The sequence below is a fragment of the Myxacorys chilensis genome, from assembly GCF_059505265.1.
Map to the genome: position 1 here is coordinate 183,390 of NZ_JCACKG010000094.1, position 22,815 is coordinate 206,204.

Sequence of the window (22,815 nt, forward strand, 5' to 3'; positions counted from 1 at the left end):
ATTAGGTGAGGCAATATTTGGGCGAGGTGACAGACGGTAAGGTAAGCTTTGGCTGCGTGTCAAACCAGATGTCTGGCGAGAATGGCGTGTCAGGATATCCCACTCGTAAAAGACATAATCCTTGAGCGGGAGCCGCATATTTGACCTCTTCTCGACATTGCTCTGTCCACAGCCGAGTAAACTCACTCAGTGACAGCGCTCCTCGTCCGACTTGCACTAGCAGACCAATCAAAAGCCGCATCATGCCGTACAAGAATCCACTAGCTTGCACTTCGATATACACAAATGAGCCGTCGCGCTGACAGATTGCTTCTTGCACATCGACCCACGAGTGGGGGCGACTCGACCCGGCGCGGTGAAATGCCGCCAGATGATGCCGACCGATTAGCGGATCAAGAGCCTTTTGAATGATCGTCTCATTGATCGGCTCATAGTAGTAATGCCACGCCTGTGATCGCACAAATAAATTCGGACGCGGATCGGTATAGAGAGTATATCGATACCGCCGCCAAGAGGCGGAAAATCGAGCGTGCCAGGTAGACTCTACCTCGACAGAAGCCCGGATCAAGATATCGTCTGGCAGTCGAGCATTGATCACACTCGCCCAACGATGCGCCGGGATTTGAGATACGACATCAAAGTGAGCCACTTGTGCTGCTGCATGAACGCCTGTATCAGTTCGACCAGCGGCATGGATGACAACTGGGTAGTTAACCATTGATGCGATCGCCTGCTCAATCTCCTCTTGCACCGTGCGCTGATTCGGTTGCCGTTGCCAACCATGAAATCGAGTGCCCAAGTATTGAATTACTAAGGCAACTCTCTGAGTCGTTGGCTGAGGCATCGATTTCATAGTGCAGTTAGGTCAATTCAATGATTGCCATGTCCGCGTTGTCACCGCGACGACTCACCGTTCTTAAAATTCGAGTGTAGCCGCCCTCGCGAGTACCGTAACGTTCCGGTGCTTGCTCAAACAGAGCATGAACAAGCTGCTTGTCATAGATATAGCCCATCGCCTGACGACGAGCTGACAAAGAACCGTCTTTCGCCAACGTAATCATTTTTTCCGCTTCAGAGCGGACAGCTTTAGCACGAACTTTGGTCGTAGTAATTCGACCATTGCGAATCAGCTCAGTTGTAAGCGCTCGTAGGAGTGCTTTGCGCTGATCCGCAGGTCTGCCCAACATGGGGACTCGGCAACGGTGACGCATGAGATTTGGTGTGATGAATGTGAACAGGATGTGAAAAATTGGGACGGAGAAAGCTTCTTGATCCCTCAGTCCTAGCTTGCCGACTTCGAGTGAGGAAGGGTAATGCCCAACCGTTGTTGGAGCGCTTCGACGACTTCCTCAGCTGACTTTGCACCGAAGTTCTTAATCTCCAGTAAGTCTTCTTGGCTGTAGTCAAGTAAATCAGCAACCGAGTTGATCTGAGCCCGCTTGAGACAGTTGTAAGCTCGAACTGAAAGCTGCAACTCTTCGATCGGAATTTGGCTTTCAGGATGGTCGTCTGAAGCCGAGTCATCATCTGATGGCTCAAAGGTAATATCCTTAAGAGGATTAAATAGGTCGACCAGAATATTAGCGGCTTGACTTAGCGCTTCTTGCGGAGTCATGCTGCCATTTGTCCAGATTTCCATGATCAAGCGGTCTTTTTCAAGCGTTCCGCCGATCCGACCATCTTCAACACTGTAGTTTACTTTCCGCACTGGCATAAATACAGAGTCGATTTGCAGAAAGTCCATCGCCGTTTCATCGCGAATTTTCTCGACGCCGCGATAGCCTTTTCCTTTCTCAATCCGAAACTCCATTTCCAGGGTTGCCCCAGCGGAAAGAGTGGCGATGTATTGATCAGGATCAACAATCTCAATTTCCGAGGGCACATCGAACTGCTCGGCGGTCACTGTCGCCGGACCCTGCACCAATAAGCGACCAATATGAGGCTGGGAAGAAAAGGTTTTAAACACCAACTTCTTCATGTTCAGCATGATGTCTAACACATCTTCTCGAACGCCTGGAACGGTCGCAAATTCGTGAGTGACGCCTGCAATTCTAATGGCGGTCACCGAAGCGCCTTCTAAATTAGAAAGCAGCACTCGACGCAGCGCATTACCAACGGTCATTCCTTGACCCCGATCGAGGGGTTCTAACACAAATCGGCTATATTGGCTCTGGTCGTTCTCTGAACTAGACTCTACACATTCAACCTGAAACTGTGCCACGGAGTAACCTCCCTTTTCCTTCGTTGCGAGGGTCAACGCCCTCTGTTATGACTCCGAAACTGAGTTTCGCTGCTCAATATCAGCAAAATAAAACAAACACGGTCAGCCCTTTTGCAACGGGCGATCCTTAGACTCGACGACGTTTGGGCGGACGGCAACCGTTATGCGGAATGGGGGTAACATCGCGAATCAGAGTGATTTCTAGCCCAGATCCCTGCAATGCCCGGATCGCAGTTTCTCGTCCTGCACCAGGTCCGCTCACCATGACTTCAAGTTGGCGCATTCCCTGATCCATCGCTCGACGAGCGGCAGCTTCAGCGGCGGTTTGAGCCGCGAATGGCGTCCCTTTTTTCGCTCCTTTGAAACCACTTGACCCAGCGGATGCCCAAGAGATCACTTCTCCTTGAACATCCGAAATGGTCACGATCGTATTGTTGAAGGTGGACTGAATATGCGCTACACCGCTCGGCACATTTTTCTTTGCCTTACGCGGTCCCGTTTTCCGTGCTGGTTGTCTTGCCATGTCAAATTCTCAAGTACGTCGATCGAGGAAAATGTTGAATTGTTTCTCTATAAACTCAGGGAAAGCTGCCACAAGCCAGACTCATAAAAGGCGTCCTGTGGCAGCCATCCGTTATTTCTTACCTGGTGCTTTCTTCTTACCGGCAACGGTGCGACGACCGCCGCGACGAGTCCGGGCATTTGTCCGGGTTCTTTGACCTCGTACTGGTAAACCCATTCGATGACGACGACCGCGATAGCATCCAATGTCCATCAATCGCTTGACGTTCAACGATTCAAATCGTCGCAAATCCCCTTCAATCTGATAGCCGCCTTCAACCGCTTCCCGAAGCGCCGCAACGTCAGCATCACTCAGATCCTTCACGCGAGTATCTGGGTTAACGCCTGTTTTTGCGATTACTTCGTGGGCGCGTGTAAGTCCAATTCCAAAAATATATGTCAGACCAATTTCAACCCGCTTATCGCGAGGCAGGTCTACCCCGGCAATCCGTGCCACGCTCGTATCTCCCTAACGTGTGATGACTTAAATCGTGTGAACAACACTTAAAATTGTGTGAACAACACTCTGTGAACAACTCGAAGCGCCTGCTGCAAGAGCAACTCCTTCTTGCAACAGGCGACTAATCTTTGACTGCCTAACCTTGACGCTGTTTGTGCTTAGGATTAGAGCAAATCACCATGACGCGACCGCGACGACGAATGACGCGGCATTTTTCACAAATTGGTTTGACTGATGCTCGAACTTTCATGCCTAATTCCGGCAACACTACAAACACAGCATCCTAACAATTTTTTATAGCATTTGTCAAAGATATCTTGCTATCTAGCATATTTTGTGATGATGGAGCGTTTATCTGCCTTTATTCTTGAGGCGATAAGTAATTCTACCTTTTGTGAGGTCGTAGGGCGTCAGTTCGACTTTGACGCGATCACCAGGAAGAATCTTGATGTAGTTACGACGAATTTTACCTGAGATGTGAGCAAGGACATTGAATCCATTGTCCAAATCAACGCGGAACATCGCGTTGGGCAAGGAATCAACAACCGTACCTTCCATCTCAATTAAATCTTGTTTAGACAAACGGAAATTCCTCCAAAGACAGTTGGGGTCAAATCATACCCTATTTGAGTGTAGATCATTAAATTGATTTTCAGCAGTGATTCAACATTCGGGATGTCCGTACTCAAAAATGATGCGATGCTCAATCAAAAACTGGCTAAGAATGTTGCTTCCTAGCCAGTTTGATTTCTATTTCAACTCTAAGCGAGACTTTAAGCGAGATTGTTCAGTGCCGAGGAAACAGCCTCCATCGACTGATTACCGTCGACTGTCACGAGCTTTTCACGAGACTCGTAATAGCTGATTAGAGGAGCCGTTTGATCGCGATAGACCTCCAGACGCCGCCGAATCACCTCTTCGTTATCGTCCTTGCGACCACGGCTGAGCAACCGAGCTACCAGCGTCTCATCCGGAACGTCGAGATTGATCACGCGATCGTAGTCATGACTGAGCTTACTCAGAATAAAGTCTAGGATCTGAGCTTGAATGACATTTCGAGGAAAACCATCGAGAATCCAACCAGACTGAGTATCGGGCTTATCTAGCCGCTCTTGAATCAGGTCAACAACTAGTTGGTCAGGCACAAGTTCACCCCGTTCCATATAGCGTTGAGCCTTCATGCCTAGCGGCGTTTGGCCCGTCACCGCCTCCCGCAAAATTTCTCCGGTCGAGATGTGCGGAATCAAATGAGAGTCTGCCAAGACTTTCGATTGTGTGCCTTTTCCGGCTCCCGGTGGTCCTAGAAAAATCAGTCGCGCCACTATTGTTTCACCATTCCTTCATATCGCTGAGAAATCACATAGGTTTGAATCTGTTTCGCCGTATCGATCGCCACCCCTACCAAGATCAACAGTGAGGTTGCTCCAAAGCCCTGAAATGTAGGGACTTTCGTTGCAGTTTCAATCACCGTTGGAACGATCGCGACGACCCCTAAGAAGATAGCACCCAAGAAGGTCAAACGGTTTAAAACACGCTCAATATATTCTGTTGTCGCCTTTCCAGGACGAATCCCCGGAATGCTTGACCCCATTTTCTTTAAGTTCTTCGACATGTCCTCTGGTTGAACGACCAGCGACGCATAGAAATAACTGAAGAACAAGATCATTACAAGATACAGAATGTTGTAGAACCAAGATGTTGGGCTGAAGAAATTAGCAAACTGGGCAACCGTGACGTTATTTCTAAATGAGTTGGCGATCAACGCAGGTAGCGTCAGAACGGTAGAGGCAAAAATAATTGGCATCACGCCGCCTTGGTTGAGGCGCAATGGTAAATAGCTGCTTCTTTCCATATATTGGCGACGCCCAACCTGACGACGAGCCGAGATAATCGGAATCCGGCGAGTGCCTTCTTGAACAAAAACGATGCCAACAACCATTGCCAGGAAGACGAGCAACAGAACGACGATACCCCCAACAATGGTGCGATCGCCCGTCTGCGCCAAGTCGAAGGTCCTTCCTAGCGACTGCGGCAACGACGAGACAATGTTTAAGAAAATCAGCAGTGACGCCCCGTTGCCAATCCCGCGTTCTGTAATCAGTTCGCCAATCCACATGACAAACATGGAGCCAGCGGAAAGTGCCAGAACCGTTTCAACAACGAAAGCAGGTCCCCACTGTTCTGCAAATGGCTTGAGCAAGCCGACGGTCAGCAGCGTGCTTTGAATAACAGCCCAAGCGGCGGCGACATAACGTGTAATTTGGGAAATCTTGCGGCGTCCGGCCTCACCTTCATTCTTCTGCAAGTCCTCGAGAGCAGGAATGGCAGCCGTGAGCAATTGTAGAATAATCGATGCGTTAATAAACGGCAGAATACCGAGGGCAAAAATACCGAGGGTTTTCAGACCGCCGCCTGCAAACAAGTCCAAGAAGCCCAAAGCGCTATTACTGGCAATGCTGGCAGAAAATGCCGCGCGATCGATGCCCGGAATCGGAATGAAGATTCCTAAACGAACCAGGATGAGTGCCCCGATCGTCAACAGGAGACGACCTCTTAGCCCAGAGGCTTGTGCCATTTGAGCAAAGGTTTCCTGTGCACTGGGCGTTTTATCTCGACTAACGACCATGAAGGGTGTACCTCTTACATTAATTTGAATGTTCTTAATGACAGTACGATTAACAGAATTGCAGATGAAATAATCTTAGAACGGCAAAACGTCCCTCAACCAGAACGGCACAGAAGGACGACTTCACCACGCACATTTTAAGGGGTGTCTTAGAGTTAGGTGAAATTATGCTCCAGTCACAACTTCACAGCTTCCGCCTGCTGCTTCAATTTTAGCGCGAGCACCAGATGTAAATGCTGCCGCTCTCACCTTCAGCGCTACAGACAGATCGCCGTTCCCCAAAACTTTAAGCGGAGCGCGATCGCTCGTCAAAATTCCCGCTTCAAGCAATGATTCTAGGGTGACTTCAGCATTAGCAGGTAACTCAGCCAAATCTTCAACATTGACGATCGAGTACACCTTCGGGTTAACGACGGTGAAATACTTCATCTTGGGCAAACGACGATAGAGCGGCGTTTGTCCACCTTCAAATCCAGGGCGAGTCGGGCGACCAGAACGGGATTTCTGACCTCTCATACCAAAACCGCAGCTTGCCCCTTGTCCTGCTGCGATTCCTCGACCGACCCGACGACCGCGCTTTGTTGACCCCTCTTGGGGTTGAGCATCTTCTATTCTCATGATGTTCGCTTCGGGTAAGTGTTTATAAACGGATGGGTTAACGCCTTTGCTGATGCGCTCTAGCCATAGAGATTCTCAACCGGAATGCCGCGCTCTTCAGCCACATCCTGGAGGGTACGCAGATTATCCAACGCCGTGACCGTTGCACGAGCGTTGTTGAGCGGATTATCAGAACCGAGTTGTTTTGCGAGAATGTTCTTTACACCAGCCAACTCAAGCACTGTGCGTACCGCACCCCCAGCAATTACCCCTGTACCTGGAGCCGCTGGGCGCATCATCACTTTCGCACCGCCGCCTGCACCAGTCGCAGGGTGAGGAATCGAATTGGCTCTGGTGAGCGGCACTTCAACCAAGTGCTTCTTGCCGTCAGCCACGCCTTTCTTCACTGCGCCGATCACGTCTGCCGCTTTGCCAACGCCAACGCCGACTTGACCGCGCTCGTTTCCGACCACGACGATCGCACGGAAGCTGAGCTTTTTACCACCCTTGACCACTTTAGTCACCCGACGGATCTGCACAACGCGCTCTTGCCAGTCGCTTTCCTTTTCACGGGTGCGCTTTTCTTTTCTAGCCTTTGCCATGATTCAAGTTCTCCTAGAAATTTAAGCCCGCTTCACGAGCGGCGTCTGCTAACGCTTTCACACGACCGTGATACAGGTTTCCGCCCCGATCAAACACGACTTGATCAATCCCCTTTGCCTTCGCTCGCTCAGCAATTAGTTTGCCTACTGCTACTGAAGCATCGCAGTTTGAACCCGATTCCAGCTTCTCCTTAAGGTCTTTATCGACTGTAGAAGCAGAAACCAATGTACTTTGAGCTACATCGTCAATCACCTGCACATAAATGTGCTGATTAGACCGAAATACAGCCATCCGGGGACGCTCCGGTGTGCCAGAGAGGGAACGGCGAATGCGGCTGTGACGACGACGAACAGAATCTCGACGACTTAATTTCATAGTTTACTTCTTCCCTTTACCACTAGCCTTACCAACCTTGCGTCTGACCGCTTCACCCGCATAGCGAATGCCTTTGCCTTTATACGGTTCAGGCGGACGAACGGCACGAATCTTAGCGGCAGTGTTACCAACAATTTCCTTGTCGATTCCGGTCACCGTGACGTTGACGTTGTTTTCAACTACAAATTGAATGCCGTCTGGTGGCTCGATCAACACAGGATGGCTGTACCCCATATTGAGATTCAAGTTTTTTCCTTGAACGGCCGCACGATAGCCAACCCCTTGAATTTCAAGCTTGCGCTGAAAGCCTTGAGATACGCCATCTACCATATTGGCAACTAAGGTGCGACACAATCCGTGACGCTGACGAGCGGCGCGAGATTCATCACGGCGAGTCACCGTAACCGTTTCTCCTTCCATCGCAACAATGGCTTCAGGAGGCAAAACCCGTGAGAGTTCACCTTTCGGTCCTTTGACCGTAACGTGTTGCCCGTCGATCGTGACCGTTACTTTGGCGGGAATGGGGATAGGACGTTTTCCAATCCGAGACATAGCTGATTCCTCTTTTGACTGTTTCTGCTGACTTCTTTTATGGTTGCTCTAGTAAACTGCGACAACAACCTGCTTTACCAGACATAGCAGAGGACTTCGCCACCCACACCCGACCGTCGAGCGTCGCGATCAGTCATCACGCCGCTTGACGTAGAGACGATCGCAATGCCAATGCCGCCTAACACGCGCGGCAAATCCTTGGTGTTGGAGTACACTCGCAGTCCTGGAGTGGAAACACGCTTCAAGGCAGTGATGATCGGCTTGCGGGTTTTGCCTTTGTACTTGAGGGTGAGGACGATGTTGCGCTTGACGCCTTCGCCAACTTCCTCAACGTCGCCAATAAATCCTTCTGCTTTTAGCACTTGGGCAATGCTGCGAGTCATGCGAGTTGCCGGAATCTCCGTCGTTTGATGCCGCGCCAAGCTCGCGTTGCGGATGCGCGTCAGCATGTCTGAAATTGTGTCGTTAACTGCCATAGTTTCCTCTGTGATGCTGCATCAGTTGTCCCGGAAAGGCATACCCAATTCCTTGAGCAGGGCACGACCTTCTTCGTCAGTATTTGCAGTGGTGATGATTGAAATGTCCATGCCGCGAATCTGATCAATACTGTCGTATTCGATTTCTGGGAAAATCAACTGTTCTCTCAGACCGAGCGTATAGTTTCCTCGACCGTCAAAACTTTTCGGACTGATGCCGCGAAAGTCGCGAATGCGAGGTAAGGCAAGATTCACCAGGCGATCCATAAAGGCATACATACGATCGCTTCTCAATGTCACCATGACTCCGACGGGCATTCCCTCGCGGAGTTTAAACGCAGCGATCGCTTTTTTGGCTCTGGTTACGACTGGCTTTTGCCCTGTAATGGTTGCAATTTCTGCTACCGAAGCTTCTAGCGCCTTGGCATTTTGGGAGGCTTCTCCCAAACCCCGGTTCACCGTGATTTTCACGAGCTTCGGAACCTGATGGATGTTCGCATAATTGAACTGTTCCATCATCGTTGGAACGACCTTATCTTGGTAGATCGCTTTTAGTCCTGTCGCCATACTGATTTAATCCTTTCCCTGGGCTTGGTCAGGGAGCTATAGAGAGTATCGGGGCTGAAGTTAGTCAATGATCTCGCCGGTTTTCTTCAGCATTCGCACCTTACGGCCGTCTTCAGTAAAGGTGTAGCAGACGCGACTTCTGACCTTTTGCTTCTCGGAATACAGCATCACATTGGAACTATGAATCGGAAACTCTAGGGTCTCAATCCGCCCGGATTCACCTTCGCCTTGAGGCTTAATGTGCTTTGTTTTGACGTTTACCCCTTTGATCAGCACTTTGCTGGTTTTGGGAAACACTTCTTCGATCGCACCGACTTTGCCTTTATCGTTACCTGCAATCACTTGCACCGTGTCGCCCTTTTTCACATGCATTCTGTGACGGGTGACGGTCTTCTTTTTCGTCGCCATTACAGCACCTCCGGAGCCAAGGAAACGATTTTGGTGTAGTTCTTATCGCGCAATTCACGCGCAACCGGACCAAAGACACGGGTGCCTCTGGGGTTGCCGTCTTGGTTGATAATCACGGCAGCATTGTCATCAAACCGAATGCTCATGCCGCTGTCGCGACGAATGGTTTTTTTCGTTCGCACGACCACGGCTTTGACCACATCCGATTTTTTGACGGCCATATTGGGTAGGGCATCTTTGACAACGGCGACGATGACATCTCCCACGGCAGCGTAACGGCGATTACCGCCGCCCACCACGCGGATACACATCAGTTTGCGTGCGCCACTGTTGTCTGCCACATTTAAGTAACTTTCTTGTTGAATCATGTCCGCCTCCGGCGACCTTAGATCTTGGAACTGCTTAGAATTTCGGCAACAGCCCAGCGCTTAGTACGGCTCAGAGGGCGAGTTTCCAGAATACGGACGCGATCGCCCATTTTGCATTTGTTTTCTTCGTCGTGCACTTTATAGCGCTTTGTCCGAACCATGATTTTTCCGTATTTAGGGTGTTGAGCGCGGTTTTCCACGGCAACCACTACGGTTTTATCCATTTTGTCGCTGACAACTAAGCCAACTCTTTCTTTCACTGCCATTGGGTTTCGACTCCGTTTAGCTCTCGCCTTGTTTCAACTGTCGTTCGCGTTCAACTGTCAACAACTGAGCTAAGCGGTGCTTGGCGTGTTTGAACAGGTGCGGCTTTTCGAGCTGACGAGTCCCTTTCTGCATCCGCAGCTCAAATAGCTCTCGCTTCGAGGCCAAAATTTGCTCAGAAAGTTCTTCGTCGTTTAGTTTTCTTGCATCTTCAACGTTGGGAAGAGACATAAGTTAGGACTCCTCCGTGGCTTCAATTTGTTGACGAACAATAAATTTAGTTTTGATCGGCATTTTGAACGAGGCAAGGCGCATCGCTTCCCGAGCGGTTGCTTCGGGCACGCCTGCAATTTCAAATAAGATCCGACCGGGCTTGACGACGGCAACCCAGAACTCGGGCGCACCTTTACCAGAACCCATCCGGGTTTCAGCAGGGCGTGCGGTTACAGGTTTGTCGGGAAAGACGCGAATCCAGATTTTTCCGCCGCGACGGATGTAACGAGTCATCGCACGACGACCCGCTTCAATCTGACGAGCGGTAATCCAGGATGGCTCTAGCGCCTGCAATCCGAAATCTCCAAAGTTCAGATCACTGCCGCGTGTTGCCAATCCTGCCATCCGACCGCGCTGTTGTTTGCGGAATTTTGTTCTTCTTGGGCTTAACATGACTCGATACCAATGAATAAGAGTCAGGAGGCGAGATGCAGAATAGAAGGTCGAAAGAATTTATCTCTCATCCCTCATCCTTCATCCCTCATCCCTCGTTTGATCGGTCTTCAAATTGCTGACGACGACGCTGTTGGCGACGACGCGGCTGTTGGTTGGTCGGCGCTTCTTCAACTCGCTCTTGTCCAGGAATAATTTCACCCTTAAAGACCCACACCTTAATGCCAAGCGTGCCATAGATTGTGGCGGCAGTGCAGTACGCGTAATCGATATCAGCCCGCAGGGTGTGTAGCGGAACGCGGCCCTCACGAGTCCATTCAGGACGCGCAATCTCAGCCCCATTCAAACGACCACTAACCTGAATCTTGATCCCTTCAATGCCAGCCCGCTGAGCGCGTTGAATCGCTTGGCGAACCACACGTCGAAAGGAAACCCGCCGCTCTAGCTGCTCAGCAATGTACTCCCCGATTAGGGCAGCATCAGCATCAACGCGAGCGACTTCAACGACGTTGATTCGGATGGCGCGATCGCTGTCGCCTAATGCGTTTTGCAAGTTGGTGCGCAACACTTCAATCCCAGCACCGCCACGACCGACAACAACGCCAGGACGCGAGGTGCGAATTTCGAGATCGATTTGATCGGCTTTACGCTCAACCCGAATCTCAGAGATTCCCGGCTTCTTCAAGTTGTCAAGATTTTTCGGATTCTTGGTGAAGAACTCGCGAATCTTGTAATCCTCTTGCAATAGATCAGGGTAGCGCTCTGCATCCGCGAACCAACGGGACTGGTGATCTTTAATGATCCCAAGCCGAAAACCATTTGGATGAATCTTTTGTCCCACAAATATGTCCTCAGAAACGCAGTAAAGAACGGTTATGAATCGGAAGCACCAGGCATCACTGCCACTGTGATGTGACAAGTCGGCTTGCGAATTTGGTAGGCGCGTCCTTGCGCTCTCGGTCGAAATCGCTTGAGGACAGGTCCTTGATCAGCAAAGGCTTGGCTGACGATCAGATCGGCACGGTTGTAGCCTTCATTGTGTTCAGCGTTTGCTGCCGCCGATCGCAGCACCTTGAGAACCGGCTCGCAGGCGCGATAAGGCATAAATTCGAGAATGATTAGCGCTTCACGGTACGATAGCCCTCGAATTTGATCGAGTACCCGCCGCACCTTGAACGGTGACATGCGGATGTATCGTGCGATCGCTTTTACTTCTCCTGCTGTTTGAGTTGCCATAATTTATCTCCTATCGACGCGCCTTGCGATCGCCGCCTGCATGACCCCGGAATGTCCGAGTCGGCGCGAATTCACCTAATTTGTGCCCAACCATCTGTTCGGATACAAATACCGGAACATGCTGACGACCGTTGTGGACCGCGATCGTCAATCCAATCATCTGAGGCAGAATTGTTGAAGCACGAGACCAAGTTTTGATCACCTGGTTATCGCCCTTTGCTCTGGCTGCCTCAACCTTTTTCATCAAGTGGTCTGCAACGAACGGACCCTTCTTTAGTGAACGTGCCATATTTACAGTCTCCCTAAATTACGATTCCCGTCCGCCACGTCCACGCTTCGAGGTCTTCCGACGACGACGCACAATCAGCGCACTACTAAGCTTTTTCTTGTTGCGAGTCTTCGCACCCAAGGTCGGTTTACCCCAAGGAGTTACAGGACCCGGACGACCGATTGGAGCGCGTCCCTCACCACCACCATGTGGGTGATCCACAGGGTTCATCACACTTCCGCGAACTTGAGGACGGCGACCTCTATGACGAGTTCGACCCGCTTTACCCAAGCTAATGTTGCGATGTTCTGAATTTCCGACTTGTCCGATCGTGGCGTAACACTCTTTACGCACCATCCGAACTTCAGTTGAAGGTAGTTTCAGCGTCACATAGTCGCCTTCTTTCGCCGCCACTTGAGCCTGTGCCCCAGCCGCGCGCACCATCTGAGCGCCTTTGCCGGGCTGAAGCTCGACATTATGAACGATTGTGCCGAGAGGAATCTTTTCCAACGGTAGCGCGTTACCCACTTCGATGGGCGCATCCGCACCCGCCTGAATCGTTGTACCCACCTTCAATCCGGCGGGATGAATGATATAGCGCTTCTCACCATCTTGGTAAAACAGCAGCGCGAGACGAGCGTTACGGTTGGGATCATACTCAACAGCAGCAACCTTTGCGGGCATATTGCGCTTGTCTCGCTTGAAATCAATGATGCGATAAAGCTGTTTGTGTCCGCCCCCATGATGGCGACAGGTGATAACACCGCGATTGTTACGCCCTTTATGTCTATGTTTAGAGATGGTCAAAGACTTTTCAGGGGTTGACTTTGTAATTTCCGCAAAGTCAGAAACGCTGCGCTCTCGTGTGCCAGCGGTGTAGGGTCGATAACTTCGGATACCCATAACTGGTTACTCTCTGAGAATTTATACTTCGGGGAATAGTGTAATTGAGTTGCCTTCGGCAAGCGTGACGATCGCTTTCTTGTACTGAGGCTTAAACCCTTGGTACTTACCGACTCTACGCTTTTTGCGAGGAGGAAGCATCGTACTTACGCCCGTCACTTTCACATCAAATAGATATTCGACTGCCGCTTTGATTTCAGGCTTTTTCGCTTTAGGAGGAACTTCAAACGTGTATTGGTTGAGTTCCAGCAAGCGGGTGGCCTTCTCCGTAATAATGGGGCGACGAATAATATCCGCTAGGTTGCGGGGGTCGAGTTCAGTCACCATAAACCTCCTGAATTTTCGCGATCGCAGACGCTGTTGCCACAATATGATCTGCGTGGAGCAAATCAAAAATGTTGAGGTTGTCTGCTGAAATTAGTCTGAGATTGGCGACGTTTCGAGCCGAGAGATACACATTCTCGTTGCGCTCTGCGACAATCATTAGCACTTTCGATTCTGGCTCAATGCCCCAGCGAGACAATGCTCCAACCAGTTCTTTTGTTTTGGGACGCGCTAGGTTGGAGGCGAAATCCTCTACCACAATCAACTGCTCGACTCGGCTCTGAAAGGCAGTTCTCAACGCCAGTCTCCGCTCTTTGCGGTTCATCTTCAGCGAGTAGTCTCTGGGTTTTGGTCCAAAGATAACGCCGCCGCCCCGCCATAGCGGAGAACGATTCGATCCAGCACGAGCGCGACCTGTCCCCTTCTGACGCCAAGGCTTCCGTCCGCCTCCGCGCACTTCAGCGCGAGTCTTGGTCGAAACGGTTCCTTGACGAGCATTAGCTAACTGACGAACCAAGGCGCGATGAACCACACTTTTCGCGGTTTCTTCTCTCGCCACTTTGAGTTCAAACGACGCCGTACCGTTCTCGGCTCCCTGCCAATCTTTGACTACACAATCCACCATGTCTCTCTCCTTAGCCCTTCTTGCCACGAATGTTTGCAGGCATAATTTGCACTAAAGCACCGGGCTTACCAGGAACTGCCCCTTTAATTAGGATGAGGTTGCGCTCAGCATCAATACGGACGACGGTCAATTTCCGAATCGTGGTGCGGGTTCCACCGAGGCGACCTGCCATCCGCTTACCGGGGTAGACCCGTCCGGGGGTCGTTCCAGCTCCAGTAGAACCGGGGGCGCGGTGGTTTTTAGAACCGTGGGCCATCGGACCGCGTTTGAAGTTATGGCGCTTTTGGTAGCCTGCAAAGCCGCGACCGATACTCGTACCGACGACATCAACTAATTGACCTGCTTCAAACAAGTCAGCTTTGAGGTGCTGACCAGGTTCGTACTGGCTGGCATCCTCAACGCGGCACTCAATCAGGTGACGCACAGGATCGGTGTTGGTCTTGGCCAAGTGTCCCAGCAACGGCTTGTTAAGAACTTTTGTTCTCGCTTCACCAAACCCAATTTGAATGGCGGAGTAGCCGTCTGTTGATTTGGTTTTGACTTGGGTAATCGGGCATGGACCAGCTTGAATGACGGTGACAGGAATAGATTTTCCTGTTGGGTCAAACACTTGAGTCATGCCAAGTTTTGTTCCGAGAATACCGACTGTCACGGTAACGGGTCTCCTTTTTCTTACATGTAAACATGTCAAACTTGCGATTTTGGATATCGCAGATTTGAGTCACTCCAATGGACTCTACGGTCTAGAGACCGAAAGAATCTTGCCTCTAGGAGATCAAGAGGTAGCGGATTCCGCTTTTTTGAGTTGAACTTCAGGCAACCGACTCAAAGCTGTTTTGGAGCTAGACTCTAGGATGCTTTCACCAGCGATGGACTTGGCTAGCGCACTAGTCAGTATCCAACGGTTGCTGGGATCAAACGCGAAGCTAAATGGAAACCTTGACGGAATTCTCAGCTTTCTCGCCTGAAGATGCGATCGCTCTAAAAATTTCCTGATTAAACAGCGTTTCAAAGCACCGCTCAGATTCTCTCTGCAAAAAGCCAATCTGATAAACTTTGTCAGGAAATCGTATAACTGAAATTTTAGCGACAATTAAACACTATAGATTAATAAAGTCAGTATTGTCTACACATTTTCAAGTTTTTTAGGTGGGACGGTAAATAGATTTGAGGGCGACTACTTCCGCTCTGAAGATCGAGGAGAACAGATGAATTACGCGGCTGTGATAAAGCGTGAGGTCGTTTTGACCGCTACCAGCGAAAATAACGTGCGATCGTAGTCTACGCTCTCCTGCTCGCAAAGTTTAACTACCGATACAATCTGCCCAACCAATTCGTCTTAGGCGAAGTTCACTAGCGATTAATGTTGTCGATCGCGTCAACAAAGCTGAGCAGACGATGCGCCATTTCTAATTTGCTGCACGACGGGATTTCAACATGGCGACCTGTGCAATCGATGAAAACAGCGTGATTGGTATCGCTGCCAAACCCGCTATTAAGTTGATCGATCGGATTGGCGGCGATCGCATCTAGTCCTTTTCGCTCTAGCTTCGCGATCGCAGGGGTGACAAAATCTCCGGTTTGGGCGGCAAATCCGATTAATCGCTGATCAGGACGTTTTAGGGTGGCTAACTCCGCCACAATGTCGGGAATCGGTTCGAGCGGTAGAGCAGTGGGCAAATCTTTTTTGGGTAGTTTTTCTGTGCTGTAGAGGGTGGGTTGTACATCTCCAACCGCCGCAGACATAACAATCCAATCGGCGTCTAGTAAGTGTTTTTTCATCACGTGCCTCATGTCGGCAGAACTAGTGACCGGAACAAGACGAATCGATTTGAGGGGAGCCAGCAAGTGCGCGTCGATTGGGGCATGAACTAGGGTGACGTGTGCGCCGCGATGTAGGGCTGCTTGCGCAATCGCAATTCCCATCTTTCCAGTCGAGGGATTGCCAATGAAGCGCACTGGATCAAAATGCTCGCGGGTTCCACCTGCGCTAATGAGAATGTGTTTGCCACTGAGGTCGCGAGTTCCTCCGGTGTAGAGCAGCGATTGAATATGAGGCAAGAGTTCTTCGGGTTCTGCTATGCGTCCTGTACCGACGCGATCGCACGCTAAAATTCCGGCTCCTGGATTCGCAGCATGATAGCGCGAGTCAAGTAAAAGCTGATTCCAATTGCGTTGAACACTCTGTTGCTCCCACATGTCTGTATTCATTGCCGGAGCTAATAACACTGGGCAGGTGGATGCTAATACCGTATTGGTTAGTAGATTATCCGCCATACCGTAACTCAGTTTGGCGAGAGTATTCGCGGTTAACGGTGCAATAACAAAGAGTTCTGCCCATTCACCAAGCTCGATGTGGAGGGGGCGATGATGAGCCGGACTCCAAAAATCATCGTCGGTGTATGCAGCATGACGACTGAGGGTAGCGAACGTTAGGGGTGTGATAAAGAATTGGGCAGACTTTGTGAGCACGACCCGTACCTCTGCCCCAGATTTTGCCAGCGCTGAGACAAGATGACAGACTTTGTAAGCAGCAATGCCGCCGCCAATGCCAAAGAGAATTCGTTTACCCTGCATGACTTGAAGCGCAATTAATAGATTGAGGTGCGATTAAAATGAAAAACCGCCCGAATAGCGAGCGGCGTCGGCTTAAATTTGTACTTCAACATTAGGCGGTCATGCTTCATCGTAGGCTTCTAAGTCTAGAAGATAGAGGTAAGGTTCGACCAGTTCAGGGCGCTGGAATGCGATCGCTCTGAGCAAATGCCAATCGTTTAAGCCATCGAAGACACTGCTGTAGTCATCTTGCTCTAACCGAATTGCCAACGTTTGAATGTCTAACTCTGTGAGCTTGGCCACATCGAGTTCTGTATATTTGAATGTCTGCACGGCTTTCACCTCCCTCTAAATCCATCCGTTGCTGTATTGACTACTGTACTGAACTAATGAAACAGATGGCTGACCCCTAACTAAAGTTTACTTCAGCTTCCTCCGTTGGAACCTAGAGTAAAGGTTTCGTTAATCTCGGTTCGCAATCCTTCAAACTTAGAGCAAAATCTTTTCAACGAATTGCTGCGCTTCATTCAGGACTAGGGGAGAAACTTCGTGCCCCATATCAAATTCTTTGTAGTCTACCTTTGCCCCGATCGCGTTTAGCTGTTGTTTTGCAAGCTGGGCGGCAGATAGTGGCACAACGGAGTCTTGACGACCATGCACCAGCAAAATAGGTGGGTAGCTGGACTGGGGAGAAATTGCGCTGTGCAGATAACCGCTCATCACCATCAGTCCGGCTAATGGAAGCTGGGTTCCAATGTCAAGCGTCATCGCGCCACCTTGGGAGAAGCCACCCAAAATGGTTCGCGACAAAGGAACTCCGGTGCTGGCTTCTAAAGATTTAAGCCAATCAATTAGGAGTTGACGGCTCTTCTTCAAATCGGGTTGCTGGCTCATGTCGCTCCGAAAGTTCACGATGTTCGAGAGGTCGTACCACATTCTTCCAGTGGTGCTGTAGGGATGCGAGAAAGGTGCGTCAGGCACCATGAATTGAATGTTGGGTAGTTTTAGTAAGGAACACAAGAAGGCGACATCTTGAGCACTTGCGCCCCAACCGTGGAGGATGACAATTAAGCCTGTAGGCGACTGACCAGATTGGGGTGGAATGGTGATAGCTTGCAAAGACACTGATTTAGCGGGTAACTCTGTGTCTTCGATCATAGAGGGGATGGTGGGAGTTCGGCAGAGAAGATAAATGAGGGGGATGATTTCTCTAAATCGTTCTTGTTTGAACCTCAAACGATCGCGCTTGAACCTCAAACATTCACGCTTGATGCTCACACCATCAGCGACGAAGCTCAAACTTTCACGCTTGATGTTCAAACATTCACGCTCGAAGCTCAAACTATCAACGACGAAGCTCTGAGTATCAGTGATGAACTTCAAACATTCACGCTTGATGCTCACACCATCAGCGACGAAGCTCAAACATTCACGCTTGATGTTCAGACATTCACGCTCGAAGCTCAGACCATCAACGATGAAGCTCAAACATTCACGCTTGATGCTTTGTACTATCAACGATGAACCTTTAAGCATCCACGATGAAGCTCAAAGGCTTACGCTAGAACTTCAGACTACTCTTCTATATCGTTTTTGCTCCTCGCGTCTTTCTAATCTCCTCGACCTCTTCGACATTGCCATCATCCATTATCCTGAAAAACAGACTTAACTGACAGGATTGAACTCGCGGCACATTTAGCTCTACTGAGCGTTTCAAATAAAACTGGCTGATTGACTTCAAAATTGCAGCGATCGCATCTCAACGCTCTTTGATTTGCTGCAAAATCTGATCCAACGTCAGATCTTTGAAAAGCTCCTTGCGTTCTTCTGTGTAGTTTCCATATCCAGATGAAAACTGATTCAGAAACCGAAGCGTATTGGCAGTCCCAATTTCTCTAGAGAGGATTGCGATCGCTTCTTGAGTAATTTCATTAAGAGATTTTGGTTGGACACTCATTCTGTTATCTCCGTAATCAGTTCCAAAGGTGACACAACTTTCGTCGATTCGGTGTCTGCTTCCTTTGCTCGTCTCAAGAAGCGGTCGTCACACGTACAAAAATAATCTGCCTTTGCTTCTATTGAAGAGGCTAAGTGCAGCGCATCCAACGGTTTAATTCCCAAATCCACAAATCTTTGCGCTCGTTCCTCAACCAACGCACTACTTGAGACAAATAAATTCGCTTTGAGTAACGTCTCTAGAATATACGTTCTTCTTTGGGAAAGCGGAATCTGCTCTGCTTCAAATACCAACACTGACGACGAAACAAGCTCAAGCTGCCCAGATTCCCAAAGCGTGATGATACTCAGAATTGCCTCTGCCTCAACCGCTACTCGAACTTGTGTCTTTGTATCAAGCGGGCGTTGAAGACTGCACATATCTAGATAGATCCTCATAACCTGAGCCTTAATCTCATCATTCCTTTCTGTTTCACCATCATCCTTTATCCTGAGAGATGCCTACCTACTCAACCGACAGGATTAAACTCATGGCACGTTTAGCTCTACTGAGCGTCTCAAATAAAACTGGGCTGATTGATTTAGCTCGGAGTTTGGTAGAAGAATTTGGGTTTGACCTGATCAGCAGTGGAGGAACTGCACAAGCTTTGAAGGAGGCAGGCTTACCTGTCACTAAGGTTTCAGATTACACAGGGTCGCCGGAGATTTTGGGAGGACGGGTGAAGACCCTCCATCCCCGAATTCATGGTGGAATCTTGGCGCGGCGAGATGAACCGCAGGATATTGCAGATTTAGAAGCTCAGCAGATTCGTCCGATCGATCTCGTTGTAGTGAATCTCTATCCCTTTGAAGCCACGATCGCTAAAACGGGAGTTACGTTACCCGAAGCGATCGAGCAGATCGACATTGGCGGGCCTGCAATGATCCGCGCCTCCGCTAAGAACTTCGCTCATCTCACTATTCTTTGCAGTCCCGATCAATACGGCTCCTATTTAGAAGAGTTGCGTCAGCATGATGGAGTCGCATCCTTGGCCTTCCGGCAAACGTGTGCATTGCAAGCATTCAAACACACCGCAAGCTACGATCGCGCCATCTCTGCTTATCTTGAACATCAAGGAGCACAAGCAGGCGTGCTTCCTGACGCTTTTACCCTCACCGGTCAGCAAGTTCAACCCTTGCGCTACGGAGAAAATCCGCACCAAGAGGCATCTTGGTATCAAATGGGCGCTACTCCGACTGGCTGGGCTGCCGCTACCAAGTTACAAGGCAAAGAACTGAGCTACAACAATTTGGTTGATCTAGAAGCAGCGCGATCAATTATCGCTGAGTTCGCCGATCCAGATAGCGACCCCGCCGTTACTATCATCAAGCACAACAATCCTTGTGGCTCGGCAATGGCAGCAACCTTGCTCGAAGCCTACGAAAAAGCCTTTAATGCAGATTCAATCTCGGCGTTTGGTGGAATTGTGGCGCTGAATCGTCCGATTGATGCCCCCACTGCTACCGCCATGATGAAAACCTTTCTAGAATGCGTTGTCGCCCCGGCCTGCGACCCCGACGCGCAAGAGATTTTGCAGGGAAAGTCAAAAGTTCGGGTGCTGACTCTATCAGATCTGACGACAGGCGCACTCGAACAGATCAAAGCGATCGCAGGTGGCTTTCTGGTTCAAGCCGCCGATGACATCGTTGCAGATGTGACCCAGTGGAACCTCGTTACCGAGAAGAAACCGACGCCCGAACAACTCGCCGAACTACTGTTTGCGTGGAAGATCTGTAAGCATGTGAAATCGAATGCGATCGTTGTGAGCCGCGATCGTACAACGATCGGCGTCGGAGCAGGACAGATGAATCGCGTTGGCTCTGTCAAAATTGCGCTTGAACAGGCCGGTGAACAGGTTCAAGGAGCCATCCTCGCCAGTGATGGATTTTTTCCATTTGATGACTCGGTTCGCACGGCTGCGGCTGCCGGAATTAGTGCGATCGTTCAACCGGGTGGCAGTTTGCGTGATCAAGAGTCCATCGATGCGGCGAACGAACTTGGAATCGTCATGGCATTCACCGGAATTCGCCATTTCTTGCACTAAAACCAAGAGCAAAAATCTAGAGCAGAGGTTCGCAGAGCGCCAGAAACTGAGAGGAGGTACGATATGCTAAGTTTTATTAACCTCCTCGCTTAGACAAAGAACCTCTATGTCTTCTGAGCTACTTCAGTTCCTCAAAGTTTATAGTCAGTTTGTCCATCCCGTTTTGATGTGGGTGCTACTAGCATTAACCATCTACGCTTTGTATTCGGGACTGCAATGGCGTCGTACCCGCACTGCCACTGGAGACCTGAAGAAGAACCTCCTCAAAGAAAAATTTAATGTCAAACATTACCAAATTGGTTCAGTAGTGCTTGCCATTATGGTCATTGGTTCAATCGGCGCAATGGGAGCAACGTACATTAACAGCGGTAAGTTATTCGTCGCTCCACACTTGCTCATTGGACTAGGCATGACTGGAATGATTGCCGTTTCCGCATCGCTCTCGCCCTTTATGCAGAAGGGACAAGACTGGGCGCGGTATAGCCACATTGCAATCAACGTCGCCATCATGGGTTTATTTGGGTACCAAGCAATTACCGGCATCACCATTGTGCAGAACATCATTAAACGCATGGGATCGTAAGATCTACCCACTTCCTCAAGCTACCTGTAGTCGGAATCTGTCTTCAGATCAACAGACGCGATCGCTATAAGTTCGCTATTCTTCCAGCTAAAGGATTACTATGGGGCAAAATTCGTGTTTCCGATTAGCGACGACAATCCAACTCGCATTAAACCCTATGTGACGTATGGGTTGATTGCAGTCAACATCTTAGTTTTTGCATACGAACTCAGCTTAACGCCACCGCAACTCGAAAATTTCTTCTACACGTGGGCCGTCATCCCTCAAGAGCTATCGCGGCACTTTAGCGGTGGAGAACTGGGGTATCAGCCCTTTCCCGAATGGATTACACTATTCACCTCGCAGTTTCTACATGGTGGTTTTCTCCATGTCGCTGGAAACATGCTGTTTCTGTGGATTTTTGGCAACAACGTAGAAGATCGATTAGGGCACGTCAAATTCTTGATTTTCTACTTGACCTGTGGAGCGCTAGCGGCGCTTTCGCAATGGTATTTCTCATCCAACTCGACGATTCCATCGCTGGGTGCGAGTGGCGCGATCGCGGGCGTGATGGGCGCATACATTCTGCGATTTCCAAAAGCTAGTGTTCTAACGCTCATTCCGCTAGGTATTCTCATTCCAGTTCGGTTGCCTGCCTACGCTTACCTTGGCATCTGGTTTCTGCAACAAGCGCTCTATGGCATTGCTAGTCTTGGCGTTCCAGCAAATATTGGAATGGAGCGGGGCGGCGTCGCCTATTGGGCACACGCTGGTGGATTCCTATTTGGAGCGGTTCTTGGCCCTCTGCTAGGACTCTTCTCGGACAGCAGTGAGGCAGAAAAAACCTACTAAATTATCTAAAAAACTGGGATGAAGTATTGCAAGGAGATCCAGGAGAGACTGATAATGAAATTAAGGAAGTCTTATCTAAATTTGCTTTCATTTGGCAGAAACTTCAGGATTCAGCACTCATCCCAGGAGCATTGATACATGGGCGGTTTAATTAATCTCATCAAAAAACTATTTAGCGGCATTTTTTCATTTGTTGGTGGGCTGCTAGGCGGCAAAAAAAACGGCGGTTATTACATGGAGGCAGACGAATCTAAGTTTGCGCCGCTTCCTAGCAAGTCAGACGCAGAAAATTCCGCTAAACCAGAACCCGCTAAAGTCGAGGCTACCTCTAGCGGAGCAAAAGCAGAGCCAGTCAAGGCGGCCAAAGCTTCCGTGGCGGAGTTATCAAATGCAGAACCTGTCAAAGCAGTTAAAAACTCTGTAGGGGATTCAGCAAAAGCGGTTCAAGCTTCACTCAAGTCGGCTACAGGTGCAGATAAGGAGAAAGCAGCACCCGCCAAGGCAGAATCTGCCAAACAAGATGCTGCATCCACCAACGGTTCACAGCCTCCGGCTCCTGCCAATGTTGCTCTCAACATGCCGAAGCCAACAGTTAGCTTTGCAAGCGAGTACCTAGCGCCCAAACCAACCAGCACTCGTCGTCGGCCTGGTGCAAATATGAATTCTTTCCTTGAAATGGCAAAGAATGTAAAGCCTTCAACCTAG

Annotated in this window: 37 protein-coding genes; 5 read left to right on the forward strand and 32 right to left on the reverse strand. The window is 49.8% G+C overall.

Annotation, left to right across the window (positions count from 1 at the left end):
- Position 1 precedes the first annotated feature (1 nt).
- From truA to AC5JLB_RS06960, 30 genes are all read right to left on the reverse strand, one after another.
- Complete coding sequence (gene truA, locus AC5JLB_RS06815) at positions 2–853, reverse strand: tRNA pseudouridine(38-40) synthase TruA (protein ID WP_495873090.1); 852 nt, start codon at positions 851–853, stop codon at positions 2–4.
- 7 nt (positions 854–860) lie between these two features.
- Complete coding sequence (rplQ, locus tag AC5JLB_RS06820; RefSeq protein WP_495873091.1) at positions 861–1,211, reverse strand: 50S ribosomal protein L17; 351 nt, start codon at positions 1,209–1,211, stop codon at positions 861–863.
- A gap of 71 nt (positions 1,212–1,282) precedes the next feature.
- Positions 1,283–2,221: a DNA-directed RNA polymerase subunit alpha gene (locus AC5JLB_RS06825; RefSeq protein ID WP_495873092.1), complete on the reverse strand. Its 939-nt coding sequence runs from the start codon at positions 2,219–2,221 to the stop codon at positions 1,283–1,285.
- Between the two features lie 127 nt (positions 2,222–2,348).
- The gene (gene rpsK, locus AC5JLB_RS06830) at positions 2,349–2,744 is read right to left on the reverse strand and encodes a 30S ribosomal protein S11 (protein ID WP_495873093.1); all 396 of its coding nucleotides are present in this window, start codon (positions 2,742–2,744) and stop codon (positions 2,349–2,351) included.
- 111 nt (positions 2,745–2,855) lie between these two features.
- The gene (rpsM, locus tag AC5JLB_RS06835; RefSeq protein WP_495873094.1) at positions 2,856–3,239 is read right to left on the reverse strand and encodes a 30S ribosomal protein S13; all 384 of its coding nucleotides are present in this window, start codon (positions 3,237–3,239) and stop codon (positions 2,856–2,858) included.
- A gap of 139 nt (positions 3,240–3,378) precedes the next feature.
- On the reverse strand, positions 3,379–3,492 hold the full coding sequence (gene rpmJ, locus AC5JLB_RS06840) for a 50S ribosomal protein L36 (RefSeq protein ID WP_162424848.1): 114 nt from the start codon (positions 3,490–3,492) through the stop codon (positions 3,379–3,381).
- Positions 3,493–3,593: 101 nt separating this feature from the next.
- Positions 3,594–3,824, reverse strand: a complete 231-nt coding sequence (gene infA / locus AC5JLB_RS06845; protein ID WP_026148794.1) for a translation initiation factor IF-1 — start codon at positions 3,822–3,824, stop codon at positions 3,594–3,596.
- A gap of 191 nt (positions 3,825–4,015) precedes the next feature.
- On the reverse strand, positions 4,016–4,564 hold the full coding sequence (locus tag AC5JLB_RS06850; protein WP_495873095.1) for an adenylate kinase: 549 nt from the start codon (positions 4,562–4,564) through the stop codon (positions 4,016–4,018).
- Positions 4,564–5,868 carry a preprotein translocase subunit SecY gene (gene secY / locus AC5JLB_RS06855; protein WP_495696708.1) on the reverse strand — a complete coding sequence of 435 codons (1,305 nt, stop codon included), beginning with the start codon at positions 5,866–5,868 and terminating at the stop codon, positions 4,564–4,566. Before secY ends, AC5JLB_RS06850 begins: the two co-directional genes overlap by 1 nt.
- Positions 5,869–6,033: 165 nt before the next feature.
- Positions 6,034–6,486 carry a 50S ribosomal protein L15 gene (rplO, locus tag AC5JLB_RS06860; RefSeq protein WP_495873096.1) on the reverse strand — a complete coding sequence of 151 codons (453 nt, stop codon included), beginning with the start codon at positions 6,484–6,486 and terminating at the stop codon, positions 6,034–6,036.
- Positions 6,487–6,545: 59 nt separating this feature from the next.
- Positions 6,546–7,067, reverse strand: coding sequence for a 30S ribosomal protein S5 (rpsE, locus tag AC5JLB_RS06865; protein WP_495696706.1), 522 nt, complete (start codon positions 7,065–7,067; stop codon positions 6,546–6,548).
- 13 nt (positions 7,068–7,080) lie between these two features.
- Positions 7,081–7,443: a 50S ribosomal protein L18 gene (gene rplR, locus AC5JLB_RS06870; RefSeq protein WP_495873097.1), complete on the reverse strand. Its 363-nt coding sequence runs from the start codon at positions 7,441–7,443 to the stop codon at positions 7,081–7,083.
- A 3-nt stretch (positions 7,444–7,446) separates the two neighbouring features.
- Positions 7,447–7,995 carry a 50S ribosomal protein L6 gene (rplF, locus tag AC5JLB_RS06875; protein ID WP_495873098.1) on the reverse strand — a complete coding sequence of 183 codons (549 nt, stop codon included), beginning with the start codon at positions 7,993–7,995 and terminating at the stop codon, positions 7,447–7,449.
- Between the two features lie 74 nt (positions 7,996–8,069).
- Positions 8,070–8,471 (reverse strand): 30S ribosomal protein S8, encoded by a 402-nt coding sequence (gene rpsH / locus AC5JLB_RS06880; RefSeq protein ID WP_495873099.1) that lies wholly within the window; start codon positions 8,469–8,471, stop codon positions 8,070–8,072.
- 21 nt (positions 8,472–8,492) lie between these two features.
- The gene (gene rplE / locus AC5JLB_RS06885; RefSeq protein ID WP_495873100.1) at positions 8,493–9,038 is read right to left on the reverse strand and encodes a 50S ribosomal protein L5; all 546 of its coding nucleotides are present in this window, start codon (positions 9,036–9,038) and stop codon (positions 8,493–8,495) included.
- Between the two features lie 60 nt (positions 9,039–9,098).
- Entirely contained in the window at positions 9,099–9,446 is a 348-nt protein-coding gene (gene rplX, locus AC5JLB_RS06890) for a 50S ribosomal protein L24 (RefSeq protein ID WP_495696701.1), read from the reverse strand.
- Positions 9,446–9,814 (reverse strand): 50S ribosomal protein L14, encoded by a 369-nt coding sequence (gene rplN / locus AC5JLB_RS06895; RefSeq protein ID WP_495696700.1) that lies wholly within the window; start codon positions 9,812–9,814, stop codon positions 9,446–9,448. Before rplN ends, rplX begins: the two co-directional genes overlap by 1 nt.
- Positions 9,815–9,831: 17 nt before the next feature.
- Positions 9,832–10,080, reverse strand: coding sequence for a 30S ribosomal protein S17 (gene rpsQ, locus AC5JLB_RS06900; protein WP_495873101.1), 249 nt, complete (start codon positions 10,078–10,080; stop codon positions 9,832–9,834).
- 16 nt (positions 10,081–10,096) lie between these two features.
- Complete coding sequence (rpmC, locus tag AC5JLB_RS06905) at positions 10,097–10,309, reverse strand: 50S ribosomal protein L29 (RefSeq protein ID WP_495873102.1); 213 nt, start codon at positions 10,307–10,309, stop codon at positions 10,097–10,099.
- Positions 10,310–10,312: 3 nt separating this feature from the next.
- Positions 10,313–10,744 (reverse strand): 50S ribosomal protein L16, encoded by a 432-nt coding sequence (rplP, locus tag AC5JLB_RS06910; RefSeq protein ID WP_495873103.1) that lies wholly within the window; start codon positions 10,742–10,744, stop codon positions 10,313–10,315.
- 88 nt (positions 10,745–10,832) lie between these two features.
- A complete protein-coding gene (rpsC, locus tag AC5JLB_RS06915; protein WP_495873104.1) occupies positions 10,833–11,585 on the reverse strand; it encodes a 30S ribosomal protein S3 in 753 nt (250 codons plus the stop codon).
- 32 nt (positions 11,586–11,617) lie between these two features.
- Positions 11,618–11,980: a 50S ribosomal protein L22 gene (rplV, locus tag AC5JLB_RS06920; RefSeq protein WP_495696695.1), complete on the reverse strand. Its 363-nt coding sequence runs from the start codon at positions 11,978–11,980 to the stop codon at positions 11,618–11,620.
- A gap of 10 nt (positions 11,981–11,990) precedes the next feature.
- Positions 11,991–12,269, reverse strand: coding sequence for a 30S ribosomal protein S19 (rpsS, locus tag AC5JLB_RS06925; RefSeq protein ID WP_495696694.1), 279 nt, complete (start codon positions 12,267–12,269; stop codon positions 11,991–11,993).
- A gap of 18 nt (positions 12,270–12,287) precedes the next feature.
- Positions 12,288–13,151 (reverse strand): 50S ribosomal protein L2, encoded by an 864-nt coding sequence (gene rplB, locus AC5JLB_RS06930; protein ID WP_495696693.1) that lies wholly within the window; start codon positions 13,149–13,151, stop codon positions 12,288–12,290.
- Between the two features lie 21 nt (positions 13,152–13,172).
- Positions 13,173–13,478 carry a 50S ribosomal protein L23 gene (locus AC5JLB_RS06935; protein WP_495696692.1) on the reverse strand — a complete coding sequence of 102 codons (306 nt, stop codon included), beginning with the start codon at positions 13,476–13,478 and terminating at the stop codon, positions 13,173–13,175.
- Positions 13,468–14,100 carry a 50S ribosomal protein L4 gene (gene rplD, locus AC5JLB_RS06940; protein ID WP_495873105.1) on the reverse strand — a complete coding sequence of 211 codons (633 nt, stop codon included), beginning with the start codon at positions 14,098–14,100 and terminating at the stop codon, positions 13,468–13,470. Before rplD ends, AC5JLB_RS06935 begins: the two co-directional genes overlap by 11 nt.
- A 10-nt stretch (positions 14,101–14,110) precedes the next feature.
- A complete protein-coding gene (gene rplC, locus AC5JLB_RS06945) occupies positions 14,111–14,752 on the reverse strand; it encodes a 50S ribosomal protein L3 (RefSeq protein WP_495873106.1) in 642 nt (213 codons plus the stop codon).
- A 701-nt stretch (positions 14,753–15,453) separates the two neighbouring features.
- The gene (gene coaBC, locus AC5JLB_RS06950; protein ID WP_495873107.1) at positions 15,454–16,677 is read right to left on the reverse strand and encodes a bifunctional phosphopantothenoylcysteine decarboxylase/phosphopantothenate--cysteine ligase CoaBC; all 1,224 of its coding nucleotides are present in this window, start codon (positions 16,675–16,677) and stop codon (positions 15,454–15,456) included.
- A gap of 99 nt (positions 16,678–16,776) precedes the next feature.
- Positions 16,777–16,989, reverse strand: coding sequence for a protein IsiD (gene isiD, locus AC5JLB_RS06955; RefSeq protein ID WP_495873108.1), 213 nt, complete (start codon positions 16,987–16,989; stop codon positions 16,777–16,779).
- Between the two features lie 156 nt (positions 16,990–17,145).
- Positions 17,146–17,814, reverse strand: coding sequence for an alpha/beta hydrolase (locus tag AC5JLB_RS06960; protein WP_495873109.1), 669 nt, complete (start codon positions 17,812–17,814; stop codon positions 17,146–17,148).
- Between the two features lie 63 nt (positions 17,815–17,877).
- Between AC5JLB_RS06960 and AC5JLB_RS06965 the strand changes: the two genes are divergently transcribed.
- Complete coding sequence (locus AC5JLB_RS06965; protein ID WP_495873110.1) at positions 17,878–18,180, forward strand: hypothetical protein; 303 nt, start codon at positions 17,878–17,880, stop codon at positions 18,178–18,180.
- A gap of 235 nt (positions 18,181–18,415) precedes the next feature.
- Here AC5JLB_RS06965 and AC5JLB_RS06970 read toward each other — a convergent pair whose 3' ends face one another.
- Entirely contained in the window at positions 18,416–18,613 is a 198-nt protein-coding gene (locus tag AC5JLB_RS06970; protein WP_495873111.1) for a hypothetical protein, read from the reverse strand.
- Positions 18,610–19,050: a PIN domain-containing protein gene (locus AC5JLB_RS06975; protein ID WP_495873112.1), complete on the reverse strand. Its 441-nt coding sequence runs from the start codon at positions 19,048–19,050 to the stop codon at positions 18,610–18,612. Before AC5JLB_RS06975 ends, AC5JLB_RS06970 begins: the two co-directional genes overlap by 4 nt.
- 92 nt (positions 19,051–19,142) lie before the next feature.
- Here AC5JLB_RS06975 and purH point away from each other — a divergent pair, with 92 nt between their 5' ends.
- The 4 genes from purH (at position 19,143) to AC5JLB_RS06995 (ending at position 22,815) form a co-directional block, all read left to right on the forward strand.
- Positions 19,143–20,696, forward strand: coding sequence for a bifunctional phosphoribosylaminoimidazolecarboxamide formyltransferase/IMP cyclohydrolase (purH, locus tag AC5JLB_RS06980; RefSeq protein ID WP_495873113.1), 1,554 nt, complete (start codon positions 19,143–19,145; stop codon positions 20,694–20,696).
- 106 nt (positions 20,697–20,802) lie between these two features.
- The gene (locus AC5JLB_RS06985) at positions 20,803–21,279 is read left to right on the forward strand and encodes a DUF4079 domain-containing protein (protein WP_495873114.1); all 477 of its coding nucleotides are present in this window, start codon (positions 20,803–20,805) and stop codon (positions 21,277–21,279) included.
- Between the two features lie 114 nt (positions 21,280–21,393).
- Positions 21,394–22,110 (forward strand): rhomboid family intramembrane serine protease, encoded by a 717-nt coding sequence (locus AC5JLB_RS06990; RefSeq protein ID WP_495873115.1) that lies wholly within the window; start codon positions 21,394–21,396, stop codon positions 22,108–22,110.
- Positions 22,111–22,248: 138 nt separating this feature from the next.
- Entirely contained in the window at positions 22,249–22,815 is a 567-nt protein-coding gene (locus tag AC5JLB_RS06995) for a hypothetical protein (RefSeq protein WP_495873116.1), read from the forward strand.

Excerpts from the sequence above, each read along its gene's own strand:
- rpmC (WP_495873102.1), bottom strand. The coding sequence starts at position 10,309 with ATGTCTCTTCCCAACGTTGAAGATGCAAGAAAACTAAACGACGAAGAA.
- rpsQ (WP_495873101.1), bottom strand. The coding sequence starts at position 10,080 with ATGGCAGTGAAAGAAAGAGTTGGCTTAGTTGTCAGCGACAAAATGGAT.
- AC5JLB_RS06995 (WP_495873116.1), top strand. The coding sequence starts at position 22,249 with ATGGGCGGTTTAATTAATCTCATCAAAAAACTATTTAGCGGCATTTTT.
- rplE (WP_495873100.1), bottom strand. The coding sequence starts at position 9,038 with ATGGCGACAGGACTAAAAGCGATCTACCAAGATAAGGTCGTTCCAACG.
- truA (WP_495873090.1), bottom strand. The coding sequence starts at position 853 with ATGAAATCGATGCCTCAGCCAACGACTCAGAGAGTTGCCTTAGTAATT.
- AC5JLB_RS06985 (WP_495873114.1), top strand. The coding sequence starts at position 20,803 with ATGTCTTCTGAGCTACTTCAGTTCCTCAAAGTTTATAGTCAGTTTGTC.
- rplO (WP_495873096.1), bottom strand. The coding sequence starts at position 6,486 with ATGAGAATAGAAGATGCTCAACCCCAAGAGGGGTCAACAAAGCGCGGT.
- rpmJ (WP_162424848.1), bottom strand. The coding sequence starts at position 3,492 with ATGAAAGTTCGAGCATCAGTCAAACCAATTTGTGAAAAATGCCGCGTC.
- purH (WP_495873113.1), top strand. The coding sequence starts at position 19,143 with ATGGCACGTTTAGCTCTACTGAGCGTCTCAAATAAAACTGGGCTGATT.
- AC5JLB_RS06960 (WP_495873109.1), bottom strand. The coding sequence starts at position 17,814 with ATGATCGAAGACACAGAGTTACCCGCTAAATCAGTGTCTTTGCAAGCT.
- AC5JLB_RS06975 (WP_495873112.1), bottom strand. The coding sequence starts at position 19,050 with ATGAGGATCTATCTAGATATGTGCAGTCTTCAACGCCCGCTTGATACA.
- AC5JLB_RS06970 (WP_495873111.1), bottom strand. The coding sequence starts at position 18,613 with ATGAGTGTCCAACCAAAATCTCTTAATGAAATTACTCAAGAAGCGATC.
- rplN (WP_495696700.1), bottom strand. The coding sequence starts at position 9,814 with ATGATTCAACAAGAAAGTTACTTAAATGTGGCAGACAACAGTGGCGCA.
- rplB (WP_495696693.1), bottom strand. The coding sequence starts at position 13,151 with ATGGGTATCCGAAGTTATCGACCCTACACCGCTGGCACACGAGAGCGC.
- rplD (WP_495873105.1), bottom strand. The coding sequence starts at position 14,100 with ATGGTGGATTGTGTAGTCAAAGATTGGCAGGGAGCCGAGAACGGTACG.
- secY (WP_495696708.1), bottom strand. The coding sequence starts at position 5,868 with ATGGTCGTTAGTCGAGATAAAACGCCCAGTGCACAGGAAACCTTTGCT.
- rpsS (WP_495696694.1), bottom strand. The coding sequence starts at position 12,269 with ATGGCACGTTCACTAAAGAAGGGTCCGTTCGTTGCAGACCACTTGATG.
- rplP (WP_495873103.1), bottom strand. The coding sequence starts at position 10,744 with ATGTTAAGCCCAAGAAGAACAAAATTCCGCAAACAACAGCGCGGTCGG.
- rpsH (WP_495873099.1), bottom strand. The coding sequence starts at position 8,471 with ATGGCAGTTAACGACACAATTTCAGACATGCTGACGCGCATCCGCAAC.
- rplQ (WP_495873091.1), bottom strand. The coding sequence starts at position 1,211 with ATGCGTCACCGTTGCCGAGTCCCCATGTTGGGCAGACCTGCGGATCAG.
- rplF (WP_495873098.1), bottom strand. The coding sequence starts at position 7,995 with ATGTCTCGGATTGGAAAACGTCCTATCCCCATTCCCGCCAAAGTAACG.
- rpsE (WP_495696706.1), bottom strand. The coding sequence starts at position 7,067 with ATGGCAAAGGCTAGAAAAGAAAAGCGCACCCGTGAAAAGGAAAGCGAC.
- rpsK (WP_495873093.1), bottom strand. The coding sequence starts at position 2,744 with ATGGCAAGACAACCAGCACGGAAAACGGGACCGCGTAAGGCAAAGAAA.
- rplV (WP_495696695.1), bottom strand. The coding sequence starts at position 11,980 with ATGGCAACTCAAACAGCAGGAGAAGTAAAAGCGATCGCACGATACATC.
- rplR (WP_495873097.1), bottom strand. The coding sequence starts at position 7,443 with ATGAAATTAAGTCGTCGAGATTCTGTTCGTCGTCGTCACAGCCGCATT.
- AC5JLB_RS06935 (WP_495696692.1), bottom strand. The coding sequence starts at position 13,478 with ATGGTGACTGAACTCGACCCCCGCAACCTAGCGGATATTATTCGTCGC.
- rplX (WP_495696701.1), bottom strand. The coding sequence starts at position 9,446 with ATGGCGACGAAAAAGAAGACCGTCACCCGTCACAGAATGCATGTGAAA.
- coaBC (WP_495873107.1), bottom strand. The coding sequence starts at position 16,677 with ATGCAGGGTAAACGAATTCTCTTTGGCATTGGCGGCGGCATTGCTGCT.